The organism is Endozoicomonas sp. ALB091, from assembly GCF_049310265.1.
GTDB lineage: Bacteria > Pseudomonadota > Gammaproteobacteria > Pseudomonadales > Endozoicomonadaceae > Endozoicomonas.
The window spans coordinates 399112-423466 of record NZ_JBLYNQ010000008.1; the positions used below are offsets into that span (position 1 = coordinate 399112).

Sequence of the window (24355 nt, forward strand, 5' to 3'; positions counted from 1 at the left end):
AAGAATTAAATGGTTGATCAATCATGAACATTTTTGGTTACTTGCAGAAACTCGGTAAGGCGCTGATGCAGCCCTTTGCCGGTAAGGTGAAGAAAAGTGCGGCTACTGGAGATCTGAGTGCTACCCAGTCGCGTCAGACTCAGCAAGTAGCGGCGGCTGTTTCTACGGAGACAGTGAAAAAAAAAGTGGAAGTAAAAGATACTGCTCTGTTCGCCCGTCAGTGCCTGAAAGTGCTGGGTGGCCACCAGAACGTGACTCAGATTGATGCCTGTGTCACACGCCTGCGTCTGACGCTGAAAGATACGGCCAGCGTCAGTGATGACCGTATTAAGGCGCTGGGGGCAGCGGCGGTGGTTCGTGTGGGTGACAAGAACCTGCAAATCGTCGTCGGTCCCCAGGCTGAAATAATTGCTGATGAAATGAAAAAGATCCCGGTGACGGATGATCTTGCCAATGTTGAGGTTTCTGCATGACGCTCTCCCATCAAGATGTCAAAAAAGAGGGCAAACCTTGCCAACTGTCACTGGTTGCGCCTCTGTCCGGAATGCTGTTATCCATCGAGGAATCCACTGACCCGGTATTTGCTGGTCGACTGATCGGTGACGGTATTGTGATCAACCCAACGGACTCTGTGGTACTGGCACCGTGCGCCGGTACCATCAGCCAGCTCCATGACGCCAGACATGCCGTGGCGATCAAGACAGATTCCGGTGTGGAAGTGTTGATCCATGTGGGCATCGATACGGTTGTTCTGCGTGGTGAAGGCTTTGAGACCAACGTTAAAATAGGCGACAAAGTGTCTGTTGGTCAGCAGCTGTTGTCGTTTGATCCCGAGTTTGTCGGAGCCAGGGCGGCCAGCCTGCAGACCGCGATTATGATCACCACCGGGGAAACCGGTGTGGTGGTAAATCCCCGTACCGAAGTAACAGCGGGGCAGGATACCGTATTTGCCATTGGGGCTGAGCCTGAAAAGGAGATGTCCACCGAGAGCAAATACAGCCGCCAGGACAGCATTACCCTGACAGACGATTTTGTGTTGATGAACCCATTGGGTCTTCATGCCCGCCCTTCTGCCACTCTGATTCAGATTATCAAAGGCTTCAATTCTGATGTGATGATTCTGAACAAAGACACTGGCAAAGAGTGCAAGGCCAACAGTCTGACTGCTCTGATGGGGCTGCAGACGGTGCTGGGTTCTAACCTGCAAATCACCGTCACCGGCCCTGATGCCAAAGAAGCGATGGCAGCCATTCTGGATGGTTTCCGCAGTGGTTTGGGTGAAGCCGTGGCCGACGTGCTGCCGGGCGCTGATGAAGCCATGGAAGAAGAAGCGCCACTGCTTGGACCGGTAGAAGGCTCCGATGGTCGTTTACCCGGCGTTAAAGCGGCACCGGGTATGGCCATTGGCAAGCTGCACCATCTGGTTCATGAACTGCCCAGCTACCCGGAAGAGGGTGTTGGTGTCAGCGATGAACTGGGTCAGCTTGGCTACGGTATCCAAAAAGCCCGGGAGTCCCTGCAGCAGCTGGTGACTAAAATGGAAGCGGATCATGTAGGTGGTCATGCAGAAGTATTTGTTGCCCATCAGCAGTTACTGGACGACCCGGCGATCAGTGATCGTGCCCGTGAACTGATTGAAGCAGGCAAGAGCGCCATGTGGGCATGGCACCGAAGTTTTCTGGCCGAAGCGGATGAAATGCGCAAGCTGGATAACCCGCTGCTGGCGGCCCGGGCCATCGATGTAGAAGACGTTGGTCTTAGGGTTCTGCGCTACCTGATGGGCGTTGAAGGTGGCACCGATCAGCTGCCGGAAAACACCATCCTCTGTCTGGAAGACATTACGCCTTCGGAAGTGGTGACTCTCGATCGCCAGCGCGTGATTGGTATCGTGACCCTGCACGGCGGCGCGACTTCCCATGCGGCGATTCTGGCCGGTTCCCTGGGTATTCCTTACCTGGTCAACGTACCGGGCAGTGTTCGTCAGTATGAGAACGGTACCGATGTTATCCTGAACACCAACAAGGGGTACATGCTGGTTAATCCTACTCAGGAAGAGATCGACAGAACCGTTGCCCGCCAGGAACGTGCGGCGGCGGAACATGCTGCGGCGCTGCAAGTGGCGGACCAGCCTGCGGTGACTCTGGATGGCCATCATGTTGAGATCGCTGCCAATATCGCCAACCAGGACGATGCGGAAAAAGCGGTCAAAATGGGTGCTGAAGCGGTAGGTCTGCTGCGTTCCGAGTTCCTCTATATGGAACGTGCAACCGAACCCACCATGGATGAGCAGATAAAAGCCTACGAAGGTATTCTGGACGCTATGGGTAAAGACCGTCCGGTCATTATCCGTACTCTGGACGTCGGTGGTGACAAGCCTCTGGCTTATCTGCCCCTGCCAAGAGAGGAGAACCCGTTCCTGGGTGAACGTGGCGTGCGTATCGGTATTAACCGTCCGACCATGCTGCGCAAGCAGGTTCGTGCGATCCTGAAGGCGGCTCATGCCGGTCATGCCCGTATCATGTTCCCGATGATCAGCTCCCTGGATGAATTCCGTGCCGTGAAAAAACTGGTGCTGGAAGAGCAGGAAACGACAGGCGTCACCGTTGAAGTGGGTATTATGATTGAGGTGCCGTCCGCTGCGCTGCTGGCCGATCATTTTGCTAAAGAAGTGGACTTCTTCTCCATCGGTACCAATGACCTGACCCAGTACACCCTGGCTGTTGACCGTGGTCATCCAAAACTGGCGGCACGGGTCGATGGTCTTCACCCGGCAGTATTGCGCCTGATCGATATGACGGTGAAAGCAGCCAACAAAGAAGGCAAGTGGACGGGTATCTGTGGCAGCCTGGCCAGTGACCCGAATGCGGTGCCTATCCTGGTCGGCCTGGGCGTTCAGGAACTGTCCATCAGTGTCCCGGCAATCCCGGTGGTTAAGGCCCGTGTTCGCAGTCTGAACTATAAGCACTGCCAGAGCCTGGCCCGTGAAGCGCTGACTCTGGATTCAGTAGAAGACGTAAGAAGTTTGACTGCCTGATCGCAGACGATCGTCTTTCTGAAAGCCCCCTGGTTTTGGCCATGGGGCTTTTTTATTGCTGTCTGAAATATGTAGTTTTCCTGAGTTAGTACGTAGTTGTACTTTAAATCACATGGTCTTGATTCAGGTCATCTGCCGGTTAATTACTGTCCAATTATAATGCCCACCATTTGGTTGGCGGCACTTTTTGTTCACACCTTTATGTCTGCAGGGAAAGCAGAATCTGATAATTGTCTGAGCAATCTGTGATCACGACCAGTATTTATGATGGGGTGGCGATATCAATGAAAGAAATTGTGGATAAAGTGCTTGCTTCCACGGTGAAGCGAAGAACGTTTATGAAGTGGGGAACCGCTGCGGGCGGTGCGGCAGTCGTTGCTGCGCGCACACTACCTGTGAAAGCTTCTGCGACAGAGGCCAAACCTGCGGTTGAAGAGATCAAGTCAGTGTGGTCTGCCTGTACGGTCAACTGCGGCTCCCGCTGTGCACTGCGTCATCAGGTAAAAGACGGTGTGATCATCCATACCGAAACCGATAACACCGGTGACGATATCTATGGTGACCACCAGGTTCGGGCCTGTCTCCGTGGTCGTTCCTTCCGCAAGCGCGTCTACAACCCTGACCGTCTGAAATACCCAATGAAGCGTGTCGGTAAGCGTGGTGAAGGTCGATTTGAGCGCATCAGCTGGGATGAAGCGTTTGACACCATCGCTGATAACCTGAAGCGCATCAAAAAAGAGTATGGCAATGAAGCCATCTATCTCAACTATTGTACTGGTACGCTGGGAGGCACGGTTTCCAAATCCTGGCCACCAGCCGCCACACCGATCGCCCGTCTGATGAACTGCTGGGGCGGTTATCTTAACCACTATGGTGATTACAGTACGGCCCAGATTGCCGTGAGTTTACCGTATTTGTACGGCGGCAGCTGGGTAGATAATAACTGTACGTCAGATGTTGTGAATACCAGGCTGGTGGTCAATTTTGGCAACAACCCGGCGGAAACCCGGATGAGTGGCGGCGGTATTGTTTATCATCTGACCGAAGCCCGGCAACGCAGTAATGCACGTATGATCACCTTTGATCCGCGCATGACCGATACGGTCCTGGGTGCCAATGATGAGTGGGTTCCTCTGCGACCGGGTACCGATGCCGCAATGGTAGCCGGTATGGCGTGGGTGATGATTAGCGAAAACCTGGTGGATAATGAATTCCTGGGCAAGTACACCATCGGCTACGATGAAAACTCACTGCCTGCCAGCGCACCGAAAGGCGCTTCCTGGAAATCCTATATTCTGGGCAAAGGCGATGATGGTGTTGAAAAGACCCCGCAATGGGCGGCAAAAATAACCGGTGTCCCGGCAGACACCATCATCCGTCTGGCCCGTGAAATTGCCATGACCAAACCCTGCAATATTATGCAGGGCTGGGGACTTCAACGCACCGCCAATGGTGAGCAGGCCAGTCGGGCTATCTGTATGCTGGCGGTAATGACCGGTAATGTGGGTATTCCCGGTGGTGGTACTGGTGCCCGTGAAAGCAGCTACTCCATGCCCTTTGCGGTCTTTCCGACACTGACCAACCCGGTATCAACGTCCATTCCCATGTTCCTCTGGACGGATGCCATTTACCGTCATGATGAAATGACCGCGTTGACTGCGGGTATTCGTGGTGCAGAAAAGTTGACTCAGCCCATCAAATTTATCTGGAACTATGCCGGTAACTGCATCATCAACCAGCATGCGGACACCAATCGCACCCATGACATTCTCCAGGATGACAGCCAGTGTGAAATGATTGTGGTGATCGACAACCACATGACGCCCAGTGCACGCTATGCGGATATTCTGCTGCCCGATTTGACCGCGGCTGAACAACCGGATTTCGCCCCTAACGGGTACTGCGGAAATATGGGTTACACCATTTTCTGTGATACTGCGGTTGAGCCGTTGTATGAATGCCGTTCTGTCTATGACATGTGTACCGGAATTGCCAAACGTCTTGGGGTAGAAGCACAGTTCACCGAAGGTCGGGACCAGGAAGCCTGGCTGCGTCATATTTATGCAGAATCCCGGAAAATGAACCCGACACTGGTGGATTTGGACTTTGAGACTTTCCGTGAGCAGGGCATTGTCAAGCAGAAGAATCCCGGTGAACCTCATGTTCAATTCCGTGAGTTCCGGGAAAACCCCGAAAAGCATCCACTGGATACACCCTCCGGTAAAATTGAGATTTATTCAGAACGCCTGGCGAATATTGCCTCCAGCTGGACGCTGGGGGACAGCGATATTATTCGGGCACTGCCTGAATACGTTTCTTCCTGGGAAGGGCATGAGGCAGACCACGCGCAGCAGTACCCGCTGCAGATGTTTGGTTTCCACTTTAAAGCCCGTACTCACTCCACTTATGGCAACGTCGATGTGCTGCGGGAAACCAACCGGCAGGAAGTGTGGATCAACCCAGTTGATGCTCACAAGCGCAAGATAAAAGACGGTGACATGCTGAAGGTCTGGAATGACCGTGGCGAGATCCGTGTTGCTGCGAAAGTGACTGAGCGCATTATGCCCGGCGTGGTCGCCATGGGGCAGGGCAGCTGGTACGCACCAGACCGCAGTGGCGTGGACCGGGGCGCGTGTATGAATACGCTGACCACCCAGCGCCCATCGCCACTGGCCAAGGGCAATCCCCAGCACAGCAACCTGGTTAACATTGCCAGGGCATAACAGGACAGGAATTAAAGTTCGATGAAACAACCCTCAATAAAACAACTGGGATTTTACGTCGACACGGCCAAGTGTACGGGCTGCAAAACCTGTCAACTGTCGTGCAAAGATGAGAATGACCTGAAAGTTGGCGTGAACTGGCGCCGGGTTTATGAATACGGCGGTGGTAGCTGGCTTCAGAACGAAGACGGCACCTATGCCCAGGACGTGTTTGCCTACTACACCTCCATCAGCTGTAACCACTGTGCCAAGCCAGCCTGTACCAAGGCTTGCCCAACCGGTGCCATGCATAAGCGTGACCAGGACGGCCTGGTGGTGGTTAACGCCGACGTCTGTGTTGGCTGCCGTTACTGTGAAATGGCCTGCCCCTACGGCGCACCGCAGTTTGATGCCGAGAAGAAAGTCATGACCAAGTGTGATGGCTGTTTCGACCGGGTTGAGCAGGGCAAGCAGCCGATCTGTATCGAATCCTGCCCGCTGCGTGCCCTGGATTTTGGTCCGATCGAAGAACTGCGTGCCAAATACGGCACGGAAGCGGATATCGCGCCACTGCCGGACTCTTCTCTGACTGAGCCATCGCTGGTAATAAAGGCGAGCCGTCATGCCAAACCTTCCGGCGACAAGACCGGACGCATTATGAACACTCGGGAGGTATAACCATGCATGAGTTGTCACTGGTATTTTTTACGGTGCTGGCACAGGGCACCGTTGGCCTGTTCCTGGTACTGGCCAGCCTGCTGATGGCGAACAGTGATACTAAGCGTCAGCAGTTGTTGAATAAACTGCTGATGGTGGTTCTGGTGCTGCTGGGTATCTCCGGCGCTGCCGCCATGACTCACCTGGGGCAGCCATTGCGTGCCATAAACGTGATCTTTGGTCTGGAGCACCTGTCGGCACTGAGTGTTGAGATCATCACTACTGCGCTGTTTGGTGGTGCTGTTTTCACTTATGTGGCCATGGTGCACTTCGGTATTCTGGCCAAGTTGCAGAAGCTGGTTCTGGCGGGAGCCATGGTATTGGGCGTGCTGTTACTGCTGGCCATTGCCAATGTGTACACCCTGGCCACAGTGCCTGCCTGGAACAGCGGCTGGACCATCTTCCAGTTTGTTATGACCGCTTTTGTGGTGGGTATCCCGGCAGCGGCGCTGATGCTGAGAAGTCAGTCGGCCTCTTTGGGTGCTTTCCAGAAAAACGCTGATCGTGCGCTGGCCACCCTGGGCTTTATCGCGTTGGGTCTGGTGCTGGTGGGTTACCCGCTGTACCTGTTCTGGCTGGGTCAGGTTGACCTGCCTGCTAACCCGCTGGGTCTGTTTGACTACCACGGTCGTCTGATGCTGGCCCGTCTCGGTCTGTTGTTTGCCGGTCTGGGCGTTTGGGTGATGGCTGCCACGCGTGGTAATAACTCAGCGGCAGGTCTGGCAGGGTTGAGTACCGTCCTGGTGCTCACGGCGGAACTGTGTGGTCGTATCTTCTTCTATGACCTGCATATGTTTGCCAGTGGCATGTAAATAAGTACAAAGTTCCTCCTTCATAAATGAAAGGAGGAACTATTCAAAAACTCCGGACGCGTGAACGCACAATAACTATTCCCAGCTTCGCCTGATCAGGCCGTGGTTATAGCTACCCAGAATAGTCAGGAAGAAGACGCCCATATTTCACTGGAAGAAACAGGGGCTATTTTTGGAACTAACGTAATAAAAAGAACAAAAATCACAAGGCTTTTGGAATATTTACTTTTTCGTCTTTTCTTGGTGTTTTGGTTAATTTAGTACTTTTGTATTATTTTTGTGGAGCAGGGTAGACAATTAATTTACACCTTAAAAACAGTTGTTGAAACTTTTTAGTAAAAATGAAGTCTATTAAAGTGAAATATTCCGATAAACTTTGATAGAAGTAATTTTTATGGATGTATCATGCTCAACTGCTAGTAGAAGTTTTTTCTGTCCCCTTGACACTAAAGTACTATATGTATCTTCTTGCATGGCAGGTGCAACGGAAGGTTATATTCTTGGTGGGTTTTGTACCTGCGCTAAGGTGTCAAAAACTTTCGCTTATTTTTGTCTCGGCGCTTCTGTGGGCGCGGCAGCAGGAGGTGCTGCAGGTCTTGCTTTAGTGGGTGGAGGCGTTACAGGTTGGCAATTATTAAAGCGTAAAACCACTCCCCTACCTTCCATTGACCCCAAGGTGATCACACAACAGCCCGGTTCGCCCTTGATTATCTCTCATGCTCCTGAAGTAACTGTCGTATCGACAAAAATTCAAGGTGAAGTTGGATCAACCAATAACGAAACCGTGTTTTGACCCCCACCGCCGGGAATTCCAGCACCATGGACCATGATCTCTGAGTTTCATGGGGTATGGCGGTGGTGACCCGAGTCGGCTGTTATCCCCTGCGGGTGCACATGGGAACCGACCTTCGTGAAGTGTTGTTCAGGGTTTACGACAATCTCATTTACCCAAAGGCAGGTAAGCAATGGCGGGATTAAACGACAGATAATTAGCATGAATTATCCGCGGCAATTCTGCTCTTCTAATTCCCCGAACTTACGTTGCTCTTAATCCGACAGCCTCCAAGCCACACGAGTGAATCTGATGACATACTGGCAGCCTCTTCGTGGTATTGCGATGCTTGTAGTACTATCGTACATTAATTACGGTTACAGCGTAGGGAATTAATTTACAGATTAAGATAATTTGCAGAAACTTTTTAGAAAAAATGAAGTCTAAACAGTGAAACATCCTGATAAATTTCTAAAAAGGTAAAAAAATATGAACTCTTTAGGCCAATGTGCTGCTTTTAAGGATTCCTTATGCCACCCAGACACTCACGATGCATACAAGTTTGGTGCTTGTGCAGGTGGAGTGTTAGGTTATGTTGGTGGTCTGGTTACAACGAAAAAAGCTCTCGGCGTTGCTGTTTTCAGCAGTTTGGGATGCGGGGCAGTAGGAGTTATTTCAGGCCTTTCATATGCGGCTACATACGTGGCCTGTGTCAACTTAGTTTCTGATTGTACTTTTTGTCCACCTCCCATAGACTCCAGAGTGATCACAAAACAGCCCGAGATGTCCTCGATTATCACTCAGGCTCCTATACTAACTGTCGAATGGACAGAAACTCCGGATGAAAAGGAACCAGTTAATAAAATAGTCATGTAATGCCCCCCGGCAATTGCCTGCACCATGCACACCCGAACTAACCACCATGATCTCTGAGTTTTACAGAGTATGGCGGTGACGGACTCAAGTCGGCTTTTATGCCCTGTGGGTGCGCATGGGAACAGACCTTCGGAGAGTGTTGTTCAGGAATTTACGACAATCTCACTATCAGGAGGTGTTTCATCAGGTAATTGTCCAGGTAGAAAATGTTTTGGAACCTGCCGTCAATAATGCCAATGGCACCTTCAGGCCAGGCTCCCAGGACGCTCTATCATTCAGCACTCGCCTTAACCAAGACATGACAATGTCATAAAGCACCCTTTTCAGACGTATGATTTCTGACACCCTTGATCTGATCATGGCCGGTAATGACACCATTTCTGATGTTGACACCAATGGTCAGGGGCTGTGGAGAATGCATGTGGTAGACAAAATATTGTCCCTCTTGCACCCGGCGGGTATAGCTGGCCACGCAGTGTTTCATTTGTTTTCCCTCATTCGCCAGATCTTCGGGTGTTAATATCGGTATGATATCAACGGTTCCGGGATCGGGTTTGAACGAAGTAAGTCAGCCATTTCCAGTCTTTTTAACTTTTCACACCAATAGATGTGCTCTTGAGATTTCGCCAGATTATCCTGTTGAAGCGAATGAGTTCCTGCCATAGGCAAACATCTGGTAGAAATCCCCCTGTGACAAGCCAAACTTATCCGTACTGTTTTCTTTGTTGCTATCCAGCAGTTTCCACTTGGTGTCCAGTACCATCAATGGTTTGCCATCCTGCTCAATCAACAGGTCTGGCTTCAGCCGGAACCGGGGATCACTGTTGAAGTGAACCTTGGAACTTGCCTGTTCCCTGAGATGGAGTGAGGCAGGGAGTTGCTGCTTTAGTATGCGGACAACATAGGCTTCAAATACCGATTCCATGGGGAACAGTAGTGAGAAAGCCCGGGTTTTCCCGGATACAGTCAGTGGCGACACATCTAGAATCAATCTGGCCCAGGATAACGGGCTTTGATAATGAGCCATTCCCCGGCTGCGCCATTGCAAAGTCTTGCCGGATCAAAGGAAGCCTTGCTTATTCGACGACAGCGATCGCTTTCAATCCGGGTGCTGAGAAAGTCGTGTTCAAAAACCGAAATAGTATTGTTCATCGGTTTCTCACTGACTGATTACTCTTAAATAAGCATCCGGGTTGGCGAAGGCGTCGTCATTAATGGCATACACTTCGCGGTCGTCTGATAACTCGTCAGAAGGAAAGTCATCACCAAAGAGATAGCGGACATCGCTTTCCTGTTTTGTCACAAATTGCAGCGCAGCCTCACCTTTCCGGTTATCTCCCAGTATCAGGCGAATCTTGCCCAAGTCCTCAAAGAAATACTCCTGTAGCAGAGGCAGAATTTTCTTTTTGAATATGGAACCCAATTCATCAAACTTGTCATCTTCACTCTCTCTTTCAGCGATAGGCATAAAGAAAGCGTGGCCAAGTGTGTGCTCACGGTCGTAGAGATACTCGATACGATCATTCAGCGTGCGCAACAGGGCTCCTATGTTAATGCCTTTCACCGTCATGGCATCCAGCTGTTGGTAATCGGGCATCATTTCAATAAAATCAAAACGACGACGTAGGGCAGTATCCATCGTAGCCAGAGAACGGTCTGCTGTATTCATGGTGCCGATGATATGCAGGTTTGCCGGAACCGTAAATGTGTCGCCTGAGTAGGGGAGCTGTACCGATAAAGCCTCTTTCTGCCCCGCCCGTTTGGAAGGCTCAATCAGGGTAATCAGTTCGCCAAAAATTTTAGAGATATTACCACGGTTGATTTCGTCGATGATCAGTACGAACGGCTCAGGGCTGGATACGGTAATCGACTCAAAACAGGTACATCGTACTCTTCAACCAGGTGGCTCAGAATCGCTTTGACATATGAAGGGTTATAAATTCGTTCATGGTTAACCCTCTGATACTCATTCCAGAGATGTTCAATAGCTACCGGGTAGCCCCTTTCCAGATTTTCATTTAGCCTTTAACAGAGCATCGTACTCTGCTTTCAGTTGATCACGATCCTGACAATCGTTGAACTCCGCCCTGGCAGCTTTAACGGCCTTTTCTATTACATGGTAAGTTTTGCCGGTTCCGGGAGGGCCGTAGAGAATAGTATTTGTTCCGTTTTTCACGTTATTCATAGTTCCTGCTTTCACATAATCAGTGGGCTGACATTCAGCAATGGCCGGTGCTTCTTCCAGGTCGTCTGCGGTGAAATTGCTGGCTTTTTGATAGAGCTTCCAAAAAGCAATATTTCTTTGGTAGATATCCAATTCATCGGAAAACAGCGGTGCAGTCACCTTTAAAACATTGAGGTTAACCTGACTCCAGTTACCACGCGTTTCTACATTCACCAGGAAGTGTTGTTTTAACACTTTTGCTAATTTTTCTGTGCGGATTGTAATACTAAAAGAGACAGGGCTCCTTCAGACTGATTCAGCCTCACATCTTCAAAAGGAAAGCGAATCTTGCGTTTTATTTGTGATGGATCACAAAAATCAGGCTCAGCAAAGCTTACTTTGGTGACTACACCTTTGGCAACAAGACCACGGGGCTCTTGACCGGTGCGCATCAAATAGATGATGTCGTTTATTTTGGGTTGTTGGCTGTAGCACGACCAGGTGATTTCATCACCAATTTGGCAGGATGAATCGTCTTCTTCTCCAAATGAGAATAAGTTGGGATTCCATGTCAGAAGGTATGCACTCATTTTATCGCTGTCGTAGCTCACAGTAAAATCGATAAAGGCAGGAATATAATGGAAAAAAGATGGTGATGGTTATCAGTTAAAACCGCAGGCTATAAACGGTTGAACTGAAGGCAATTGTCGTTTTTACAGCCTTTGAGGATTACGCTGTGAAAATTATTTTGGAGTGCAATAAGCGTTTCTGTATTCATACTTTCCTTACCCTGAATTTGCAACTCACTATTGCCATTACTGGTCTCTGCAATAAGCTGGCCTTTCAGAATTGACTTGGATTTTCAAGATTCACTGCCCGGGTTTGGCAACAATTACTTTGTGGCCTTCTCTTGGTATTACGGTGATTGCAGTACTTTCGTATCAGAATTACGGTTACAGAGTAGGGGAATTAATTTACAGCTTAATAGAAATTGCAGAAACTTTTTAATAAAAATGAAGTCCATAAAGTGAAATATTCTGATAAATCTCTAAAAAGGTAACAAGTATGAACGCTTTAGGCTCATGTACTGCTACTAAAGATTGCTTATGCCCCCCCGGCGCTCACGTTAACTACAAACTTTGTGGTGGGTCAGGTGTAATGATAGGCGGTGCTTTTGGCATGCTGTGTTCATGTTGTACAAAACCTATCGAGGTAAGTACTCTCATCTCTTTGGGAAGCGCGGCAGCAGGAGGTGCTTCAGGTCTTGCATTAATAGCTGCAGGCACGTCCTGTTATCACTTGATTCGGAACGATGATACCATTAATCAACCTTCCATTGGCTCAAGAATAATCACACAACAGCCCGGGATGCACTCGATTATCTCTCATGCCCCTGTAATAACTGTCGAATTGACAGAAATTTCAGGTAAAAAGGGAACAACCATTAAAATAACCGTCTGACACTCCCTGCCCTTCGGGCGCGATAGGGCGGGGAGTGTCGTGCGCCGTGTAAACGGTGTATTGGAGTGCCACAAACGTGGCTGAGATTGCTGGTATATCTCATACCTACTGTAGTTAGGTACGCCTGGTAACAGGCTGAATTCCTGAAAAGGAGTGCTGAACATAGCATCTACAGAAAAGGCTGAGCAAAGGGGAGCAATCCGAACGATGCCGGTCAAGGTAATGTGCCTATGGTTAAGACCATACCGTTTAAACCCTAGTCATGGCGTTTCACCGCACCCGCAGCCCATGATTGCTATTGAGTTGCGCCGACCTTTGAGAGACCTCTGTGACGCCTGGGTCTGCGAATGCAAATCTCGACCAACAGGGTCGGGCCACCTGAGATCAGAGCAGGATAAATGACGGACAGGGAACCTAAGGGCATAGCATCTCTTATACACTGGAAACATGGGATCGCCTAAGCTGGTCTTGACCTGTATGGCGACAGAGTCTCCGTAGTACCCAATGTCAGGCTGTAATGGTACTGGCAGTCGGTAAACAATCCGGCCTATCCGGACGGTATAAGCAAGCAGTGATGCGAGTGAAAGCCGAAAGGGAGAAGGGGGGCAGTGTTGTGTGATCTTTAATTTTCGACGGTAATGGATAGTGAATATGCTTTCCGGAAGAACACAACGAAAATTAGAGGGACTTGAGATTTGTTCTCGAAATGGGAAGTACCGATGTCGAGACTTGTTCAAAATGGCGCTAGAGTGCCGTGACCTCTGGTTGTAGGCATACGCCAATATCTATGCCAACAGTGGTGCAACCGCTGTGGGAAGTGATGGTGTGAGCCTTGATGGGCAATCGATTGAAAGAATTGATCATCTGATCAGTCTTTTGAAAAACAACGAATACTTCCCAGTACCATCAAGACGAGTCTACATACCCAAAGCAAATGGGAAACAACGCCCTCTGGGTGTTCCATCGGGTATGGATAAACTCGTTCAAGAAGTGTGGCGCATGTTACTGGAAGTGGTCTATGAACCAACATTCAGTATCAACTCCCATGGTTTCAGACCGGGACGATCCTGTCACACAGCTTTGAAAGAAATCCAAACCAGTTGGACAGGCTCCAAGTGGTTCATCGAGTTCGACATTAAAGGGTACTTTGATAATATCGATCATCAGAAATTGGTGTCGATAATAGAGAAGCGCATTGATGACAGGCGATTTATTTCTGTAATCAAGCGGATGTTAAAAGCCGGATACATGGAAGAGTGGCAATTCTACAAAACCTACTCTGGTACACCGCAAGGTGGGATAATTTCACCTATTCTTGCGAACATTTATCTCAACGAGTTAGATGATTACATCAAGGAGCTTCAAGCCTCAGTTACATGCGGTAAGAAACGGCGGGATAATCCGGATTACAACTGCATTAAGCGTCAGAAAGCCAAGGCTGAGAAAGAACTTGAACGTGTCAGGCAGCATGGTGATCAAGAGGCCATAAAGAGAGCAAACCAAGAGGTGAGGATTCAGCAGGAGTTGCTTTTTAAAACCTCATCAACGGATCAGCATGACCCCAGTTATCGTCGGTTGAGATATTGTCGCTACGCAGATGACTTTCTACTGGGATTTATCGGTTTAAGGCAGGAAGCTAATGCGATCTACAGCGCTTAAAAGCCACGTTGAGACCGATCTGAAGCTTGAAATAGCAGAAGAAAAGTCTGGGATCAGGCATGCGCCGACCGAGGGATGTCAATTTCTTGGGTATAACATTGACGCAAAACCAACACCAAAAATACGGTGGGTCAAGCGAGATGGCAAACGCTTCAAGAAGCGAACAATGGCGCAACACATCTCACTAAGAGTTCCAGCTGAAAAGCTGCGTGGCTTCGCTCGCAAGAATGGCTATGGCAACTATGCCAACAAGACAGCCATTCATCGGGCACGGATGTTAAGCCAAAGCGACGTGGAAATCGTGTTACAGGTGAATGCGGAATTGCGGGGCTTCTCGCAATATTATTCGCTGGCCAATAATGCGAAAACGGAGCTTGCGGCAATTGTAGAGGTTAAGCATGCTCAAAACATTGGCCTCGAAACACAAGTGTAGTGTGAAGACGGTCAGTGGAAGGCTTCGAGCAGGCAACCGGCGAGGAGTAAAAGCCGCAGACAGATTCTATCCACTGTGGACGCTCAAAGATCTCAGAAAGTCATTGCCAGCCAAACCTGATTTGCTCCCGGCCACTGCAAAATACAGTGGTAGGACAGAGCTAATTACCAGAATGCTGGCAAAACGCTGTGAATATTGCGGCAAGACTGAAGGGAAATTTGAAGTACACCATGTACGCAAGCTGAAGGACATTAAAGATGGTACAAAGACATGGCAAAGACTCATGATAGCGAGAAATCGCAAAACTCTCGTACTCTGTGTTGAATGCCATGACCTGCTGCATGCTGGCAAGCTGCCAGACAACAGGTACAGTCCTCGTAACAGCATGGAGAGCCGTGTGCAGTGAAAGCTGCACGCACGGTTCGGAGGGGGGGAAACGGCAACCTGTTTACAGGAGCACGTTCCCTACCCACTAGGAGGCTGTCCGAGAATAGCGCCCGTAGCGAGGATGGCAGAAAATTGAGGATAAAAATTCCGTTTTGTGAGGTGAATAGCGGGGCTATTTGCCGAACAAAAAGGAATTTTTAGGCCAATTTGCTGCCACCGCAGTAGGGCAGTCTGACTTACCCACAGGCTGTTGTTAAGCGATGGTGAGAATTAACGACAAATATATTGTATAAGTTATCCACGGCACTTCTGCTCTTCTAATTCCCTGAACTTCTGTTGCTCATAGTCTGACAGCACAAGACCATAGCTTTTTACCACGCGAGTGAATCTGGCAACATACTGGCAGTGGAAAGACTTCGAAGGTGGTAACCACTCAAGGGCACCTGATGCCCCTTTCTGGCGGTTGACACTGGCCTGGACGGCAAAAAGGTTCACTTCATCATTGGCAAACTGCACTCTTTTTGCCTTCGACCATTGATCAGCCCCACGATCCCACGCCCATCTCAGAGGCACTAAATGGTCGATATCAACCTGGCGAGCTTCATAAAACGTCTTTCCCGTGTAGGGATCAAGCCATCTGCCCCGATATACTGCGCACTGGTTCCCGGCGGTATCTATCGCGCTGGTACTCTGCTTCATCAGAAGCTCGTGGCGAGTGTTCATACAGTCCCTGTCTTCATCAGCCCAATCACCAAAATATGAACGGTCATATTTTGCCGGACTCTGGCGGTACGTTGCCGCATTCGACTTTTTTAAGCCTGATCCTTTAGGAAGTCTGCCGCCGGAGCTGAGGCAATCATTGAGAGAGTAGAAGGCAGTATATTTTTTTGTTCTCTCATAGCTGGAGCTAGAGATATCGTGACAGATGCCTGACTTGCTCTTTTTTACCAGTTCTGCACTATTTACAGAGGTGCTCAAGAGTGCCAGAAACGTTATCAGGAGGTGTTTCATCGAGAAATTGACACAGGATTGAATATTAGACGACAAAATACATTAAAAGGACTATTGAATAAATACCGCCTCTTGTACGGTGCTGGCTCAGGGAACCGTTGGCTTGTTCCCGGTACTGGTCTGCCTGCTCCCGCTGGGCCTGTTTGACTGATATGGTCGTCTGGTCTGGTTCGTCTACAGAGTCAAACTCGGATAAATATAATTTTTTAAGTAGGAACGTTGAAAAGCTATAATGGCGTAGCGGGAAAGAAAATAAAAGCGACGTTTGTTGTATTACTATATGACCATTTCCTTATTATCAAACACTCGTACATTAAAGTATGAGAGTCGAGTAATAAAAATATTTGATCACTATCGAATGAATAACCTACTGTTTAATCCTAATGATAAAAACTTGCATATTTAGTGAGTGTTAAATGAAGCCAATTTCATCAACTCAAGTTACAAATTTATGCCTGCCAGATGATGATCAGAAAGTTAAACAAAACCACATACACATTTCTACAGAAGGTTACCGGTACACTGTTGGCGGTAACGGCGTTTTTGTAAACACCTTTTGTAAGGCATTTCACGAGCGTAGTTGTAGAAATATCATGGTTCTTCCACTGCTTGATTTCGTAGAGGATACAGATGTAAAAAAATCAATCACTGCTGGCTGTCAGCTTTCTTCTGGTGAATTAATATTGGTTGAAAGATGCAGTGATATGCCTGAATGTGATGTCTATAGAGTCCAACCAACAGGGGGGCAGAAAAGGTATTTTGAAAAGCATATTAATTCATACAATATAGAGCAAGAATACAAAGACTCTTTGGCAGAGGATCTTTACTTTAAAGAACAAGGAATTAATGATTCTGATGAAAGGTTGAAATTTGCTGGTGCTATATCTCTAAAAATGTGTGTGTTTAACCAGATAGCGGCAAAATTTGTCAACGAAGTGCTTTTGCCAACAATGGGAAGCAAAAATGTATATATTCATGATCATTTTTTTGGAGGATCCCTTCAATACGTTAATCACTTCGAAAACGTTAAAAAAGTGAACTGGGTACATTGCTTAAGTCCCCATACGGGTTTTAGCGACTGTATGGCCAATAAAAAGCCTGTTTATACAACCCAGAGCTATATGAAGATGGATGAGAGCAAGTTCTGCAAGCTACCGGATTATGAAAAACCTGCAAGAGAGAGGGCAATTAAACATGCTGATGTAATTTTAACAGTATCGAAATATGCCCAATCTTTTCTGACATTTAAACATCCTCTCATATCAAAGTTCTTGAGGATTCACAAAAAGGCGATCCGCTCAATCAAAAGCTGCTCAGATTTATCAAAATTTAGCCTGGGTGCTACCGCCAAAAAATACGGGTTAGAAGGAACTCCGGAAAAAAATATCAAATCAAAACTCAGAGACCTTTTCTTTGCTGGAAAATTGCCTTTAAAGCCACCATTGAATAGCAAAGGATGTGTGAACCCAGTCACTAAAAACTTACCAATTGTTTTTTTTATGGGCAGGCCTCATTTTGAAAAAGGGACAGAGCATGTACTGAATATGGTAAAAAAACTGGATTGCCTGTTTTTTATTGTTTCTAACGGAACAGAAAAAGATCCATTTATTCAAGCTATTCAGGAAACAAAAGCAGCAAGAAATAACCTCGTTTTACTTACTAAAAATCAAGAGCATAAGCAACTCTTAATGGCTGTTGCGGACTATGCCGTTATTCCTTCTCTGGCTGAGTCCTTAGGCTTGATTGCCGGTGAATGTCATTCTATGGGGCTGCATGTAATCAACTCGGATGTAGGGGGACTGCCTGAGGCGTCACCTCCTTGCGATGAATGCAGAACAGAAGTTCATTCAAATGCTGAGTATGGCCATTATTCAGAAGATACAAATAAAGCATTCCTCCAGGTAGTTAGTGAAAAGTTAAAAGCCGGAAGGCCCAGGTCATCTCACATTGTTAGGCATGCCAGTTATTTCCATTCAATGGAGAAATTTACTACTTCAATAGAAAATGCTCTTTCTAATTAAACGTATTTCTTTAATCGTGTGGCAATTCCAGCCTTCAAAGGCTATTGCCACTCTATAGCAACTTGTCTGAGCAAAAACGAACTGGCTGCCAAGCAGGGTATCCTGTGTGCATCTTCAGTCATCATAAGCTTCAAACTCAGATCAGTACCTGCCTTGGTTATTTTCAGGCAAGGTAACAGGATCAGCCTCGTCATCATACTCTGGTGGCAGCAGCAAAAAGTTCCTTGCAAGTGTGGAATTGGGCATCATTTGGTAAAAAATTTTCCCGTCATGTACGCTCGACTTCACAGAATAGCCGCGCTCACTGAGCAGTCGGGCACCCGGAGAGTCCGGCTGCCGGAGCATCTGCTCCAGTTCAGATTGTTCCAAGGTACCAACAGAGGGCAGGATGGCCTTCTGCTGCAGTCGTATCGTCTCAGTTTCCAGGGCATCCCGGATGTCAGCCGACATAAGTTTTTCCAGCCCGGGTTGGTTCGCCACCACGATCATCTTTTCTGCCAGGGTCATTGCTTCGGGTAACCGGACTTGTCGAAGTTCCCCTTCATTGTGCAGGCGTCGATAAGCGCCACCGGACCCGGTATCCGGATCCCAGCAACCAGGCGGTTGGTGATCTGTACTCCGCCGGTGGTGTTTTGTGAAGCAAGGTGAAATACCGGCTTTCTCAGCGATAGCGAACCGGACCAGATCGTTCAGGCACTCACGCAAACACTGATAGGGGTCCGGTGCCTGCTCAATCAGTAATCGTCGTTTATGGTTATCAACCGGGAGATGGTATCGACTGGTGAACGGATTGGGCACCTGGTGATGCCATCCCCCGGTAATGCTGGCCAGATCCCGAAAGCTCAACATGACTGACTGGATCAGCAGGGTGAAGTCCGGGTTGTTGACCACGGACAGCAGTTCAATCTTTTCTGGCTGAAAATAGCCATCATGGATCATTTCACTGGTGTCAATTTCTGCTGAGTCCGGTGTCAGCCTGATCGTCGGAAAGTCCTCCCGTGGTGGTTTGACCCGCAGGATATCCACAGTATCCCCAAAGCGCAGCACCTGACGCAGCAGTAACTCTTCCTCTGTGCATTGGTGGTCAGGAGTAAACGACGGATTTTCAGCATCCATCATTTTGCAGTTTTTGTTTCTCAGGGCGCTGGCCACCAGGGTAACCAGCTGCCCGGGGTACTGTTGCAACCTGGTCATATCACGCTGAAACAGTTCTGCTGCCCGCAGCTCTTCAACATTTTTATGCTCATCTTCAGCGACAGCATCGTGGTAGAGTTCGGCAATGGGTAGTAACTCTTGCAACTCAGGATGCTTCAGCAGTAATTCCCGGAATGGCTTATGAAAGTCGGGCAAAACTTTACTATCCATGAGGAACTCGGTGGCCAGCTGTGTGCGCAGGGCGTGATCCAGTCCGTGCCATTTGCGGTAATAGGGTTTTATGCCATTCGCCAGAATGGATTGTGCCCTGTTGGGATGGGGAAACTGGTAATAATACTCACCGACTTTCAGGGTAATTGACTTATAGCGTCCATCAGGCAGGATTTCCATGCCCTCAAAGGTGGGCGGTGATGCCAGAAAATTCACCAGCCAGTCCGGCTGGCATTCTCCCTGTTCCTTTCGCCGGACCACAACGGCAGGCTTGCAAGTGTAATATTCCCCCGGAAAAATACTCAGCCTTTGATCAATGGATCGATTGAGCGTCGCTGTATTCTTTAAATGCTCTCGTAACTGTTCATCACTGTATCGAAGGGGTGAAAATCTATTTTCCAGAAATTCTTTAACTGCATGCCCATAAATCGGCTCATTGGTAAAAAAGTGATCATAAAACTCCTCGCCAAGCAGTCCAGCAGCCTCCCGATGGTGATCTGAACTATCCAGCTGGCGGTGATTCAAATGCTCGTGCAATGCTTTTTTCAGGATCGATACTCTGTTCGCTATCATATAATGTTTAGTAACGGGGCCGTCCTCATCATTGCAAAGAAGTTCCCACAGCACCTCGTTACGAATGGCATTGGCTTCATCGTCGGTCAGCAGATTGGCCCGGAGAAAATGATTGGCAGATGTTAATATTTCAAGATGATCTGCAAGCTGGGTTGATGTTTGATAATTGAGATAGATTCTTGCGCCGTAAGCGATGAGCAGGCAACACACCAGTGGATTGCAGTGGACAGGTGTTGACTCCTTGTACCCTAATAAATAGGGAACAAACAATTTGTTATTTAATAACTCCCGGCAGATGACCGCTTGTGCGGCAAAGGTGGGTTTAACCTGCTCGAAAATGTAGTCCCAGCTAGACTGCTTGTCGTGTATCTCGAAATCATAATATAGCCAGGGAAAGTGTTTATGAAACGGGGTCTGCTCAAGCAAAGCTTCCAGTAATAGATTCGGTAAACCCACTTTGCTGTTGACCCCGTCCACCCGGGCTGGAAGTTCGCTTAAGAATGTTGCTGAATCACAGTTCTCGATGGCTGTCAGGATGGCTTTGATGTCGGTGCCAAGCGCCTTGACACTGGCTGATACTGTGCTGACCTGCTCCGGAATATTTTTCAGCAGCTGCAGAAATCGTTCACCACCGGACTGACTCAATAACTGGTAAAGCCTGAGTTCCTGTCCAGTGAAGTTGACATATTGAGAGAAGGCACGGATGTTTCGCCGCAGCATTAGCGCTTGTGTACGGCTGATTTCCACCGGGGGAGACAACACCCCCTGATAACTGTTGTACAGGCACAGTTTTACAGGCTCACGGAACTCATCACCGGACGCGTTACCTTTATTTTGCTCGAGCGTCAGAATATTGCCCATGACTTCTTCAAGACGGCGAAAAGAAAACTCCCTGGTAAAGTCCAGAAGATAGCCATAGTGCATGCGGTCAAAATTAATGTGACAGAGAATTTCCGGATATTTGCCTGCTTCTTTAATGATCCATTCAGACGGTTGGTGCAGTAAATAGCCATTTACACCAAGGTGTCCTGAGGTTAAAGGTGATTTGCTAAACAGGGAGTGCTTTCTGTGGTAACTCTCTGCTATTTTCTCTTCCAAAACATGCCAGCTGGTAATTTTCTTGGTGTATGTGAACCAGCTGCACGGTTCCCCCGAGTCATTCGAACTGACATCTTTTTTATAAGCCCAGAGCATATGGCAGCCGGGCGCAGGTTTCAGAACCGTAATGACCTGGTCTGGCCTGGTTCCAAATTGATCCGGCCGCTTGGCTTCTATTGCATATTGGGCACCGGGTGATAATAAACTCACTGGTCTGTATTGATCGCCTGAACCGGCAGCTTGTAATGCATTGACAACACGAACCATCATTCCGCCAAACTGACCGAATGCGGCAACAGGATTGTATTCCTCTTTCTTGCCGCCTGTCGGTGGTGGATGAAATCCTGACGAACCAATGCTTGCTTCCGCCTGAGGTATGGACATATCAAGGGTCTCAATGAATTTAAAATCGTATATCGGACTGCATGGGAGTAAGGCTCCGCCTGAGTGAAATGAGCACAAACTTCAGACACCGAAAATATCGAAAGGTTCCCCGTAATCTGGCAGCCCGGGCAGGTGCCATGCAAAGCACAGCGGCGGAAGTACCGCCGCAGCCATGTCACCGAAGTGGCAGTGCAGTTTTGTCCTCAATAATCATGATCAATTACAGGGTGCGCCGTGCTCTGTAGCGTGCTCGAATAAGTTCCTACCCTCTTCAGTAATTGCCTCAAACCCGGCAAAAAATTGATCCAGGTCAATCGGTTGTTTGTTGACCAGCTCGTATTATCAGCACTATTTCACCAGTTCATTATTTGTACAGAGATGCATTTTGTCAGGGGTAACACTACCTGTTTGTGTGCTGGTTTCCGGTTTTAGTGATAACGGTAAAATAAATGAAGAAACTTCTCGATAGTGCGCTGTCGTCTGTCATCAAGCGAAGAACGTTTATCAAGTGGGGGACTGCTGCGGGGAGTGCCGCTGTTGTCGCTGGCAATGCGTTGCCTCTGAAAGCCATGGCAACGGATTCAACGCAGGCAAGAGCCGCTGGAGACAAGGTGACCTGGTCTGCCTGTATGGTGAACTGTGGCAGCCGCTGTCCTCTCCAGGTGCATACCAAAGATGGCGTTATCACCCATGTTGAATCGGATAACCGGGGCGATGACGTATACGGTGATCATCAGATTCGCGCCTGTCTGCGCGGTCGCTCTATCAAGCAACGGGTATACAACCCTGATCGTCTGAAATACCCCATGAAGCGGGTTGGCAAGCGTGGCGAAGGCCGCTTTGAGCGCATCAGCTGGGATGAGGCGCTGGATACCATCGCCAGACAGTTAAAGTACACCATCGATACTTACGGTAACGATGCGATCTATTATCAGTATGGCTCCGGAACCCAGGGCTATAAAACCGACGGTCCTTTTGCCTCCAAGCGCCTGCTGAATATGCTCGGTGGCTTTCTGCCTTATTACGGTAACTACAGCTGGGGACAGATTCAACGTGCGCTGCCGTTTACTTATGGCGGTGGACGTCCAGCGGCGTTCGGCAGTTTCACCAGTGAAATCGCCAATGCAGAATTGCTGGTCATGTTTGGTTACAACCCGGCAGAGACCCGCATGAGTGGCGGTGGGGAAATCTACGAGCACATCAACTCGGTGAACAGCAAAAATGTGCGTACCATCATCATTGACCCGCGTTATACCGACACCATGCTGGGCAAAGAGTCTGAGTGGATTCCAATCCGCCCGGGGACCGATGCTGCCCTGGTAGAAGCCATGGCCTGGGTGCTGATCAACGAGAAGATGGTGGATGAAGCATTCCTCGAGGCGTTCTGTGTTGGCTATGATGAAAAAACGCTGCCAGCCAGTGCACCGAAGAATGGCCACTACAAAGCGCACATTCTGGGCCGAGGTGCTGATGGCATCGAGAAAACCCCGGAGTGGGCGGCAAAAATTACCGGTATTCCAGCGAAAAAAATCATTCAGCTGGCCCGGGAAATTGGCAGGGCCAAACCTGCCTACATTATTCAGGGTACCGGTATTCAGCGTCAGGCCAACGGTGAACAGGCGAGCCGTGCCATCTGCATGCTGCCAATTCTGACCGGCAATATTGGCCTTGCCGGCACCAACACCGGCGAAATGCCAGGAAACTATGGCTTCCCGGTGAAAACCCTGCCCATGGGTACCAACCCGATCAAGACGGCGATTCCATTCTTCAAATGGACAGATGCGATTCATCGTCACCATGAAATGACGGATAAGACCGATGCTCTGCAGGGCGGCACGTCACTGAAGAATCCGATCAAATTCATCTGGCAATATGCGGGCAATATCACGGTTAACCAGCACTCTGATATCAACCGGACCAAAGAGATCCTGTCTGATGAGAGCCTGTGTGAGTTTATCCTGGTGTTTGAAAACCATATGACACCTACCGCACGGTTCGCGGATATTCTGCTGCCGGATATCACCACCATTGAAAATTATGAAGTGGCCAGCAACGGCTATGCCTCGGGCACTCTGGGCGCGGTGATTCCGCTGGTGCCTGCTATTGCCCCGATGTACGAGTGCCGCAGTGCATACGACATCTGTGCAGGTATTGCCAAACGCTTTGGTCTGGAAGCGCAGTACACAGAAGGCAAGACCCATGAGCAGTGGGTGGCGGAACTGTACGAGCAGATGCGTAAAGAACAGCCTCAGGTGCCAACACTGGAAGACCTGCGTCGTGACGGTCCCTACAAACAGCTGGCACCGAAGCATATTCGCATCGCTCTGGAAGGTTTCCGTAAGGATCCTGTGAACAATCCTCTGGGAACCCCATCCGGGAAAATCGAAATTTACTCCGAACAACTGGCGACCATTGCCGCCGAGTGGGAGCTGCCGGAAGGGGATGTGGTGACACCGCTGCCACAGTACGTCACCACCTGGGAAAGCCATCTGGATCCTTTGACTGAGAAGTATCCGCTGCAGCTGATTGGATTTCACACCAAGGGCCGTGTGCACTCCACATACCACAACGTCGCTTTCCTGCGTGAAGCAGTGACCGATGCCGTGTGGCTGAACCCGGCAGATGCACAGGCCCGGGGAATCAAAGATGGCGACATGCTGAAAGTCTGGAATGACCGTGGCGAGACCCGGGTTCCGGCTAAAGTCAGCCCCCGGATTATGCCGGGTGTTGCTGCCCTGGCCGAAGGTGCCTGGTACGCACCGGGTAAAGACGGTGTTGACCGTGGTGGCTCATTCAACGTGCTGACCACTCAGCGCAGTACGCCGCTGTCCAAGGGTAACCCGATGCACACCAATCTGGTTGAAATTGCCAGGGCATAACAGGATA

The 24355-nt window shown here is 49.1% G+C and carries 19 protein-coding genes and 1 pseudogene; 12 read left to right on the forward strand and 8 right to left on the reverse strand.

Annotation, left to right across the window (positions count from 1 at the left end; all coding sequences use genetic code 11):
* Window positions 1-23 precede the first annotated feature (23 nt).
* From ACO6UX_RS18310 to ACO6UX_RS18340, 7 genes are all read left to right on the forward strand, one after another.
* Window positions 24-473 carry a glucose PTS transporter subunit EIIB gene (locus tag ACO6UX_RS18310; protein WP_422449816.1) on the forward strand — a complete coding sequence of 150 codons (450 nt, stop codon included), beginning with the start codon at window positions 24-26 and terminating at the stop codon, window positions 471-473.
* On the forward strand, window positions 470-3034 hold the full coding sequence (gene ptsP / locus ACO6UX_RS18315) for a phosphoenolpyruvate--protein phosphotransferase (RefSeq protein ID WP_422449817.1): 2565 nt from the start codon (window positions 470-472) through the stop codon (window positions 3032-3034). Before ACO6UX_RS18310 ends, ptsP begins: the two co-directional genes overlap by 4 nt.
* 230 nt (window positions 3035-3264) lie before the next feature.
* A complete protein-coding gene (locus ACO6UX_RS18320) occupies window positions 3265-5757 on the forward strand; it encodes a DMSO/selenate family reductase complex A subunit (protein WP_422449818.1) in 2493 nt (830 codons plus the stop codon).
* A 21-nt stretch (window positions 5758-5778) separates the two neighbouring features.
* Window positions 5779-6414 (forward strand): DMSO/selenate family reductase complex B subunit, encoded by a 636-nt coding sequence (locus tag ACO6UX_RS18325; protein WP_422449819.1) that lies wholly within the window; start codon window positions 5779-5781, stop codon window positions 6412-6414.
* 2 nt (window positions 6415-6416) lie between these two features.
* On the forward strand, window positions 6417-7265 hold the full coding sequence (locus ACO6UX_RS18330; protein ID WP_422449820.1) for a dimethyl sulfoxide reductase anchor subunit family protein: 849 nt from the start codon (window positions 6417-6419) through the stop codon (window positions 7263-7265).
* 472 nt (window positions 7266-7737) lie between these two features.
* Window positions 7738-8058 (forward strand): hypothetical protein, encoded by a 321-nt coding sequence (locus tag ACO6UX_RS18335; protein ID WP_422449821.1) that lies wholly within the window; start codon window positions 7738-7740, stop codon window positions 8056-8058.
* 468 nt (window positions 8059-8526) lie between these two features.
* Window positions 8527-8913, forward strand: coding sequence for a hypothetical protein (locus ACO6UX_RS18340; protein ID WP_422449822.1), 387 nt, complete (start codon window positions 8527-8529; stop codon window positions 8911-8913).
* A gap of 307 nt (window positions 8914-9220) precedes the next feature.
* On the opposite strand, the gene ACO6UX_RS18345 is transcribed toward ACO6UX_RS18340, so the two are convergent.
* The 6 genes and pseudogenes from ACO6UX_RS18345 to ACO6UX_RS18370 all read right to left on the reverse strand — a co-directional run bounded on the left by ACO6UX_RS18345 (window position 9221) and on the right by ACO6UX_RS18370 (window position 11688).
* The gene (locus ACO6UX_RS18345) at window positions 9221-9445 is read right to left on the reverse strand and encodes a PcfJ domain-containing protein (protein WP_422450542.1); all 225 of its coding nucleotides are present in this window, start codon (window positions 9443-9445) and stop codon (window positions 9221-9223) included.
* Window positions 9446-9544: 99 nt separating this feature from the next.
* Entirely contained in the window at window positions 9545-9940 is a 396-nt protein-coding gene (locus ACO6UX_RS18350; protein ID WP_422449823.1) for a 5-methylcytosine restriction system specificity protein McrC, read from the reverse strand.
* Window positions 9941-10072: 132 nt separating this feature from the next.
* Entirely contained in the window at window positions 10073-10552 is a 480-nt protein-coding gene (locus ACO6UX_RS18355; protein ID WP_422449824.1) for a hypothetical protein, read from the reverse strand.
* A 33-nt stretch (window positions 10553-10585) separates the two neighbouring features.
* Window positions 10586-10780 (reverse strand): annotated as a pseudogene (locus ACO6UX_RS18360) (hypothetical protein); the annotation flags it as partial.
* Window positions 10781-10927: 147 nt separating this feature from the next.
* On the reverse strand, window positions 10928-11332 hold the full coding sequence (locus tag ACO6UX_RS18365; RefSeq protein ID WP_422449825.1) for a hypothetical protein: 405 nt from the start codon (window positions 11330-11332) through the stop codon (window positions 10928-10930).
* Window positions 11333-11337: 5 nt separating this feature from the next.
* Complete coding sequence (locus ACO6UX_RS18370; protein ID WP_422449826.1) at window positions 11338-11688, reverse strand: hypothetical protein; 351 nt, start codon at window positions 11686-11688, stop codon at window positions 11338-11340.
* Window positions 11689-13348: 1660 nt separating this feature from the next.
* Here ACO6UX_RS18370 and ACO6UX_RS18375 point away from each other — a divergent pair.
* From ACO6UX_RS18375 to ACO6UX_RS18385, 3 genes are all read left to right on the forward strand, one after another.
* Window positions 13349-14197, forward strand: a complete 849-nt coding sequence (locus ACO6UX_RS18375; protein ID WP_422449827.1) for a reverse transcriptase domain-containing protein — start codon at window positions 13349-13351, stop codon at window positions 14195-14197.
* Complete coding sequence (locus ACO6UX_RS18380; protein ID WP_422449828.1) at window positions 14178-14630, forward strand: group II intron reverse transcriptase/maturase; 453 nt, start codon at window positions 14178-14180, stop codon at window positions 14628-14630. The genes ACO6UX_RS18375 and ACO6UX_RS18380 overlap by 20 nt, the downstream gene beginning before the upstream one ends.
* Window positions 14631-14802: 172 nt before the next feature.
* Window positions 14803-15036 (forward strand): HNH endonuclease, encoded by a 234-nt coding sequence (locus ACO6UX_RS18385; protein WP_422450543.1) that lies wholly within the window; start codon window positions 14803-14805, stop codon window positions 15034-15036.
* 275 nt (window positions 15037-15311) lie between these two features.
* Here ACO6UX_RS18385 and ACO6UX_RS18390 read toward each other — a convergent pair whose 3' ends face one another.
* Window positions 15312-15740, reverse strand: coding sequence for an HNH endonuclease family protein (locus ACO6UX_RS18390; RefSeq protein WP_422449829.1), 429 nt, complete (start codon window positions 15738-15740; stop codon window positions 15312-15314).
* Between the two features lie 704 nt (window positions 15741-16444).
* Here ACO6UX_RS18390 and ACO6UX_RS18395 point away from each other — a divergent pair.
* Window positions 16445-18049: a glycosyltransferase gene (locus tag ACO6UX_RS18395; RefSeq protein WP_422449830.1), complete on the forward strand. Its 1605-nt coding sequence runs from the start codon at window positions 16445-16447 to the stop codon at window positions 18047-18049.
* Between the two features lie 141 nt (window positions 18050-18190).
* Here ACO6UX_RS18395 and ACO6UX_RS18400 read toward each other — a convergent pair whose 3' ends face one another.
* Window positions 18191-21469: a hypothetical protein gene (locus ACO6UX_RS18400; protein ID WP_422449831.1), complete on the reverse strand. Its 3279-nt coding sequence runs from the start codon at window positions 21467-21469 to the stop codon at window positions 18191-18193.
* 449 nt (window positions 21470-21918) lie between these two features.
* Between ACO6UX_RS18400 and ACO6UX_RS18405 the strand changes: the two genes are divergently transcribed.
* A complete protein-coding gene (locus ACO6UX_RS18405) occupies window positions 21919-24348 on the forward strand; it encodes a DMSO/selenate family reductase complex A subunit (protein WP_422449832.1) in 2430 nt (809 codons plus the stop codon).
* Window positions 24349-24355 lie beyond the last annotated feature (7 nt).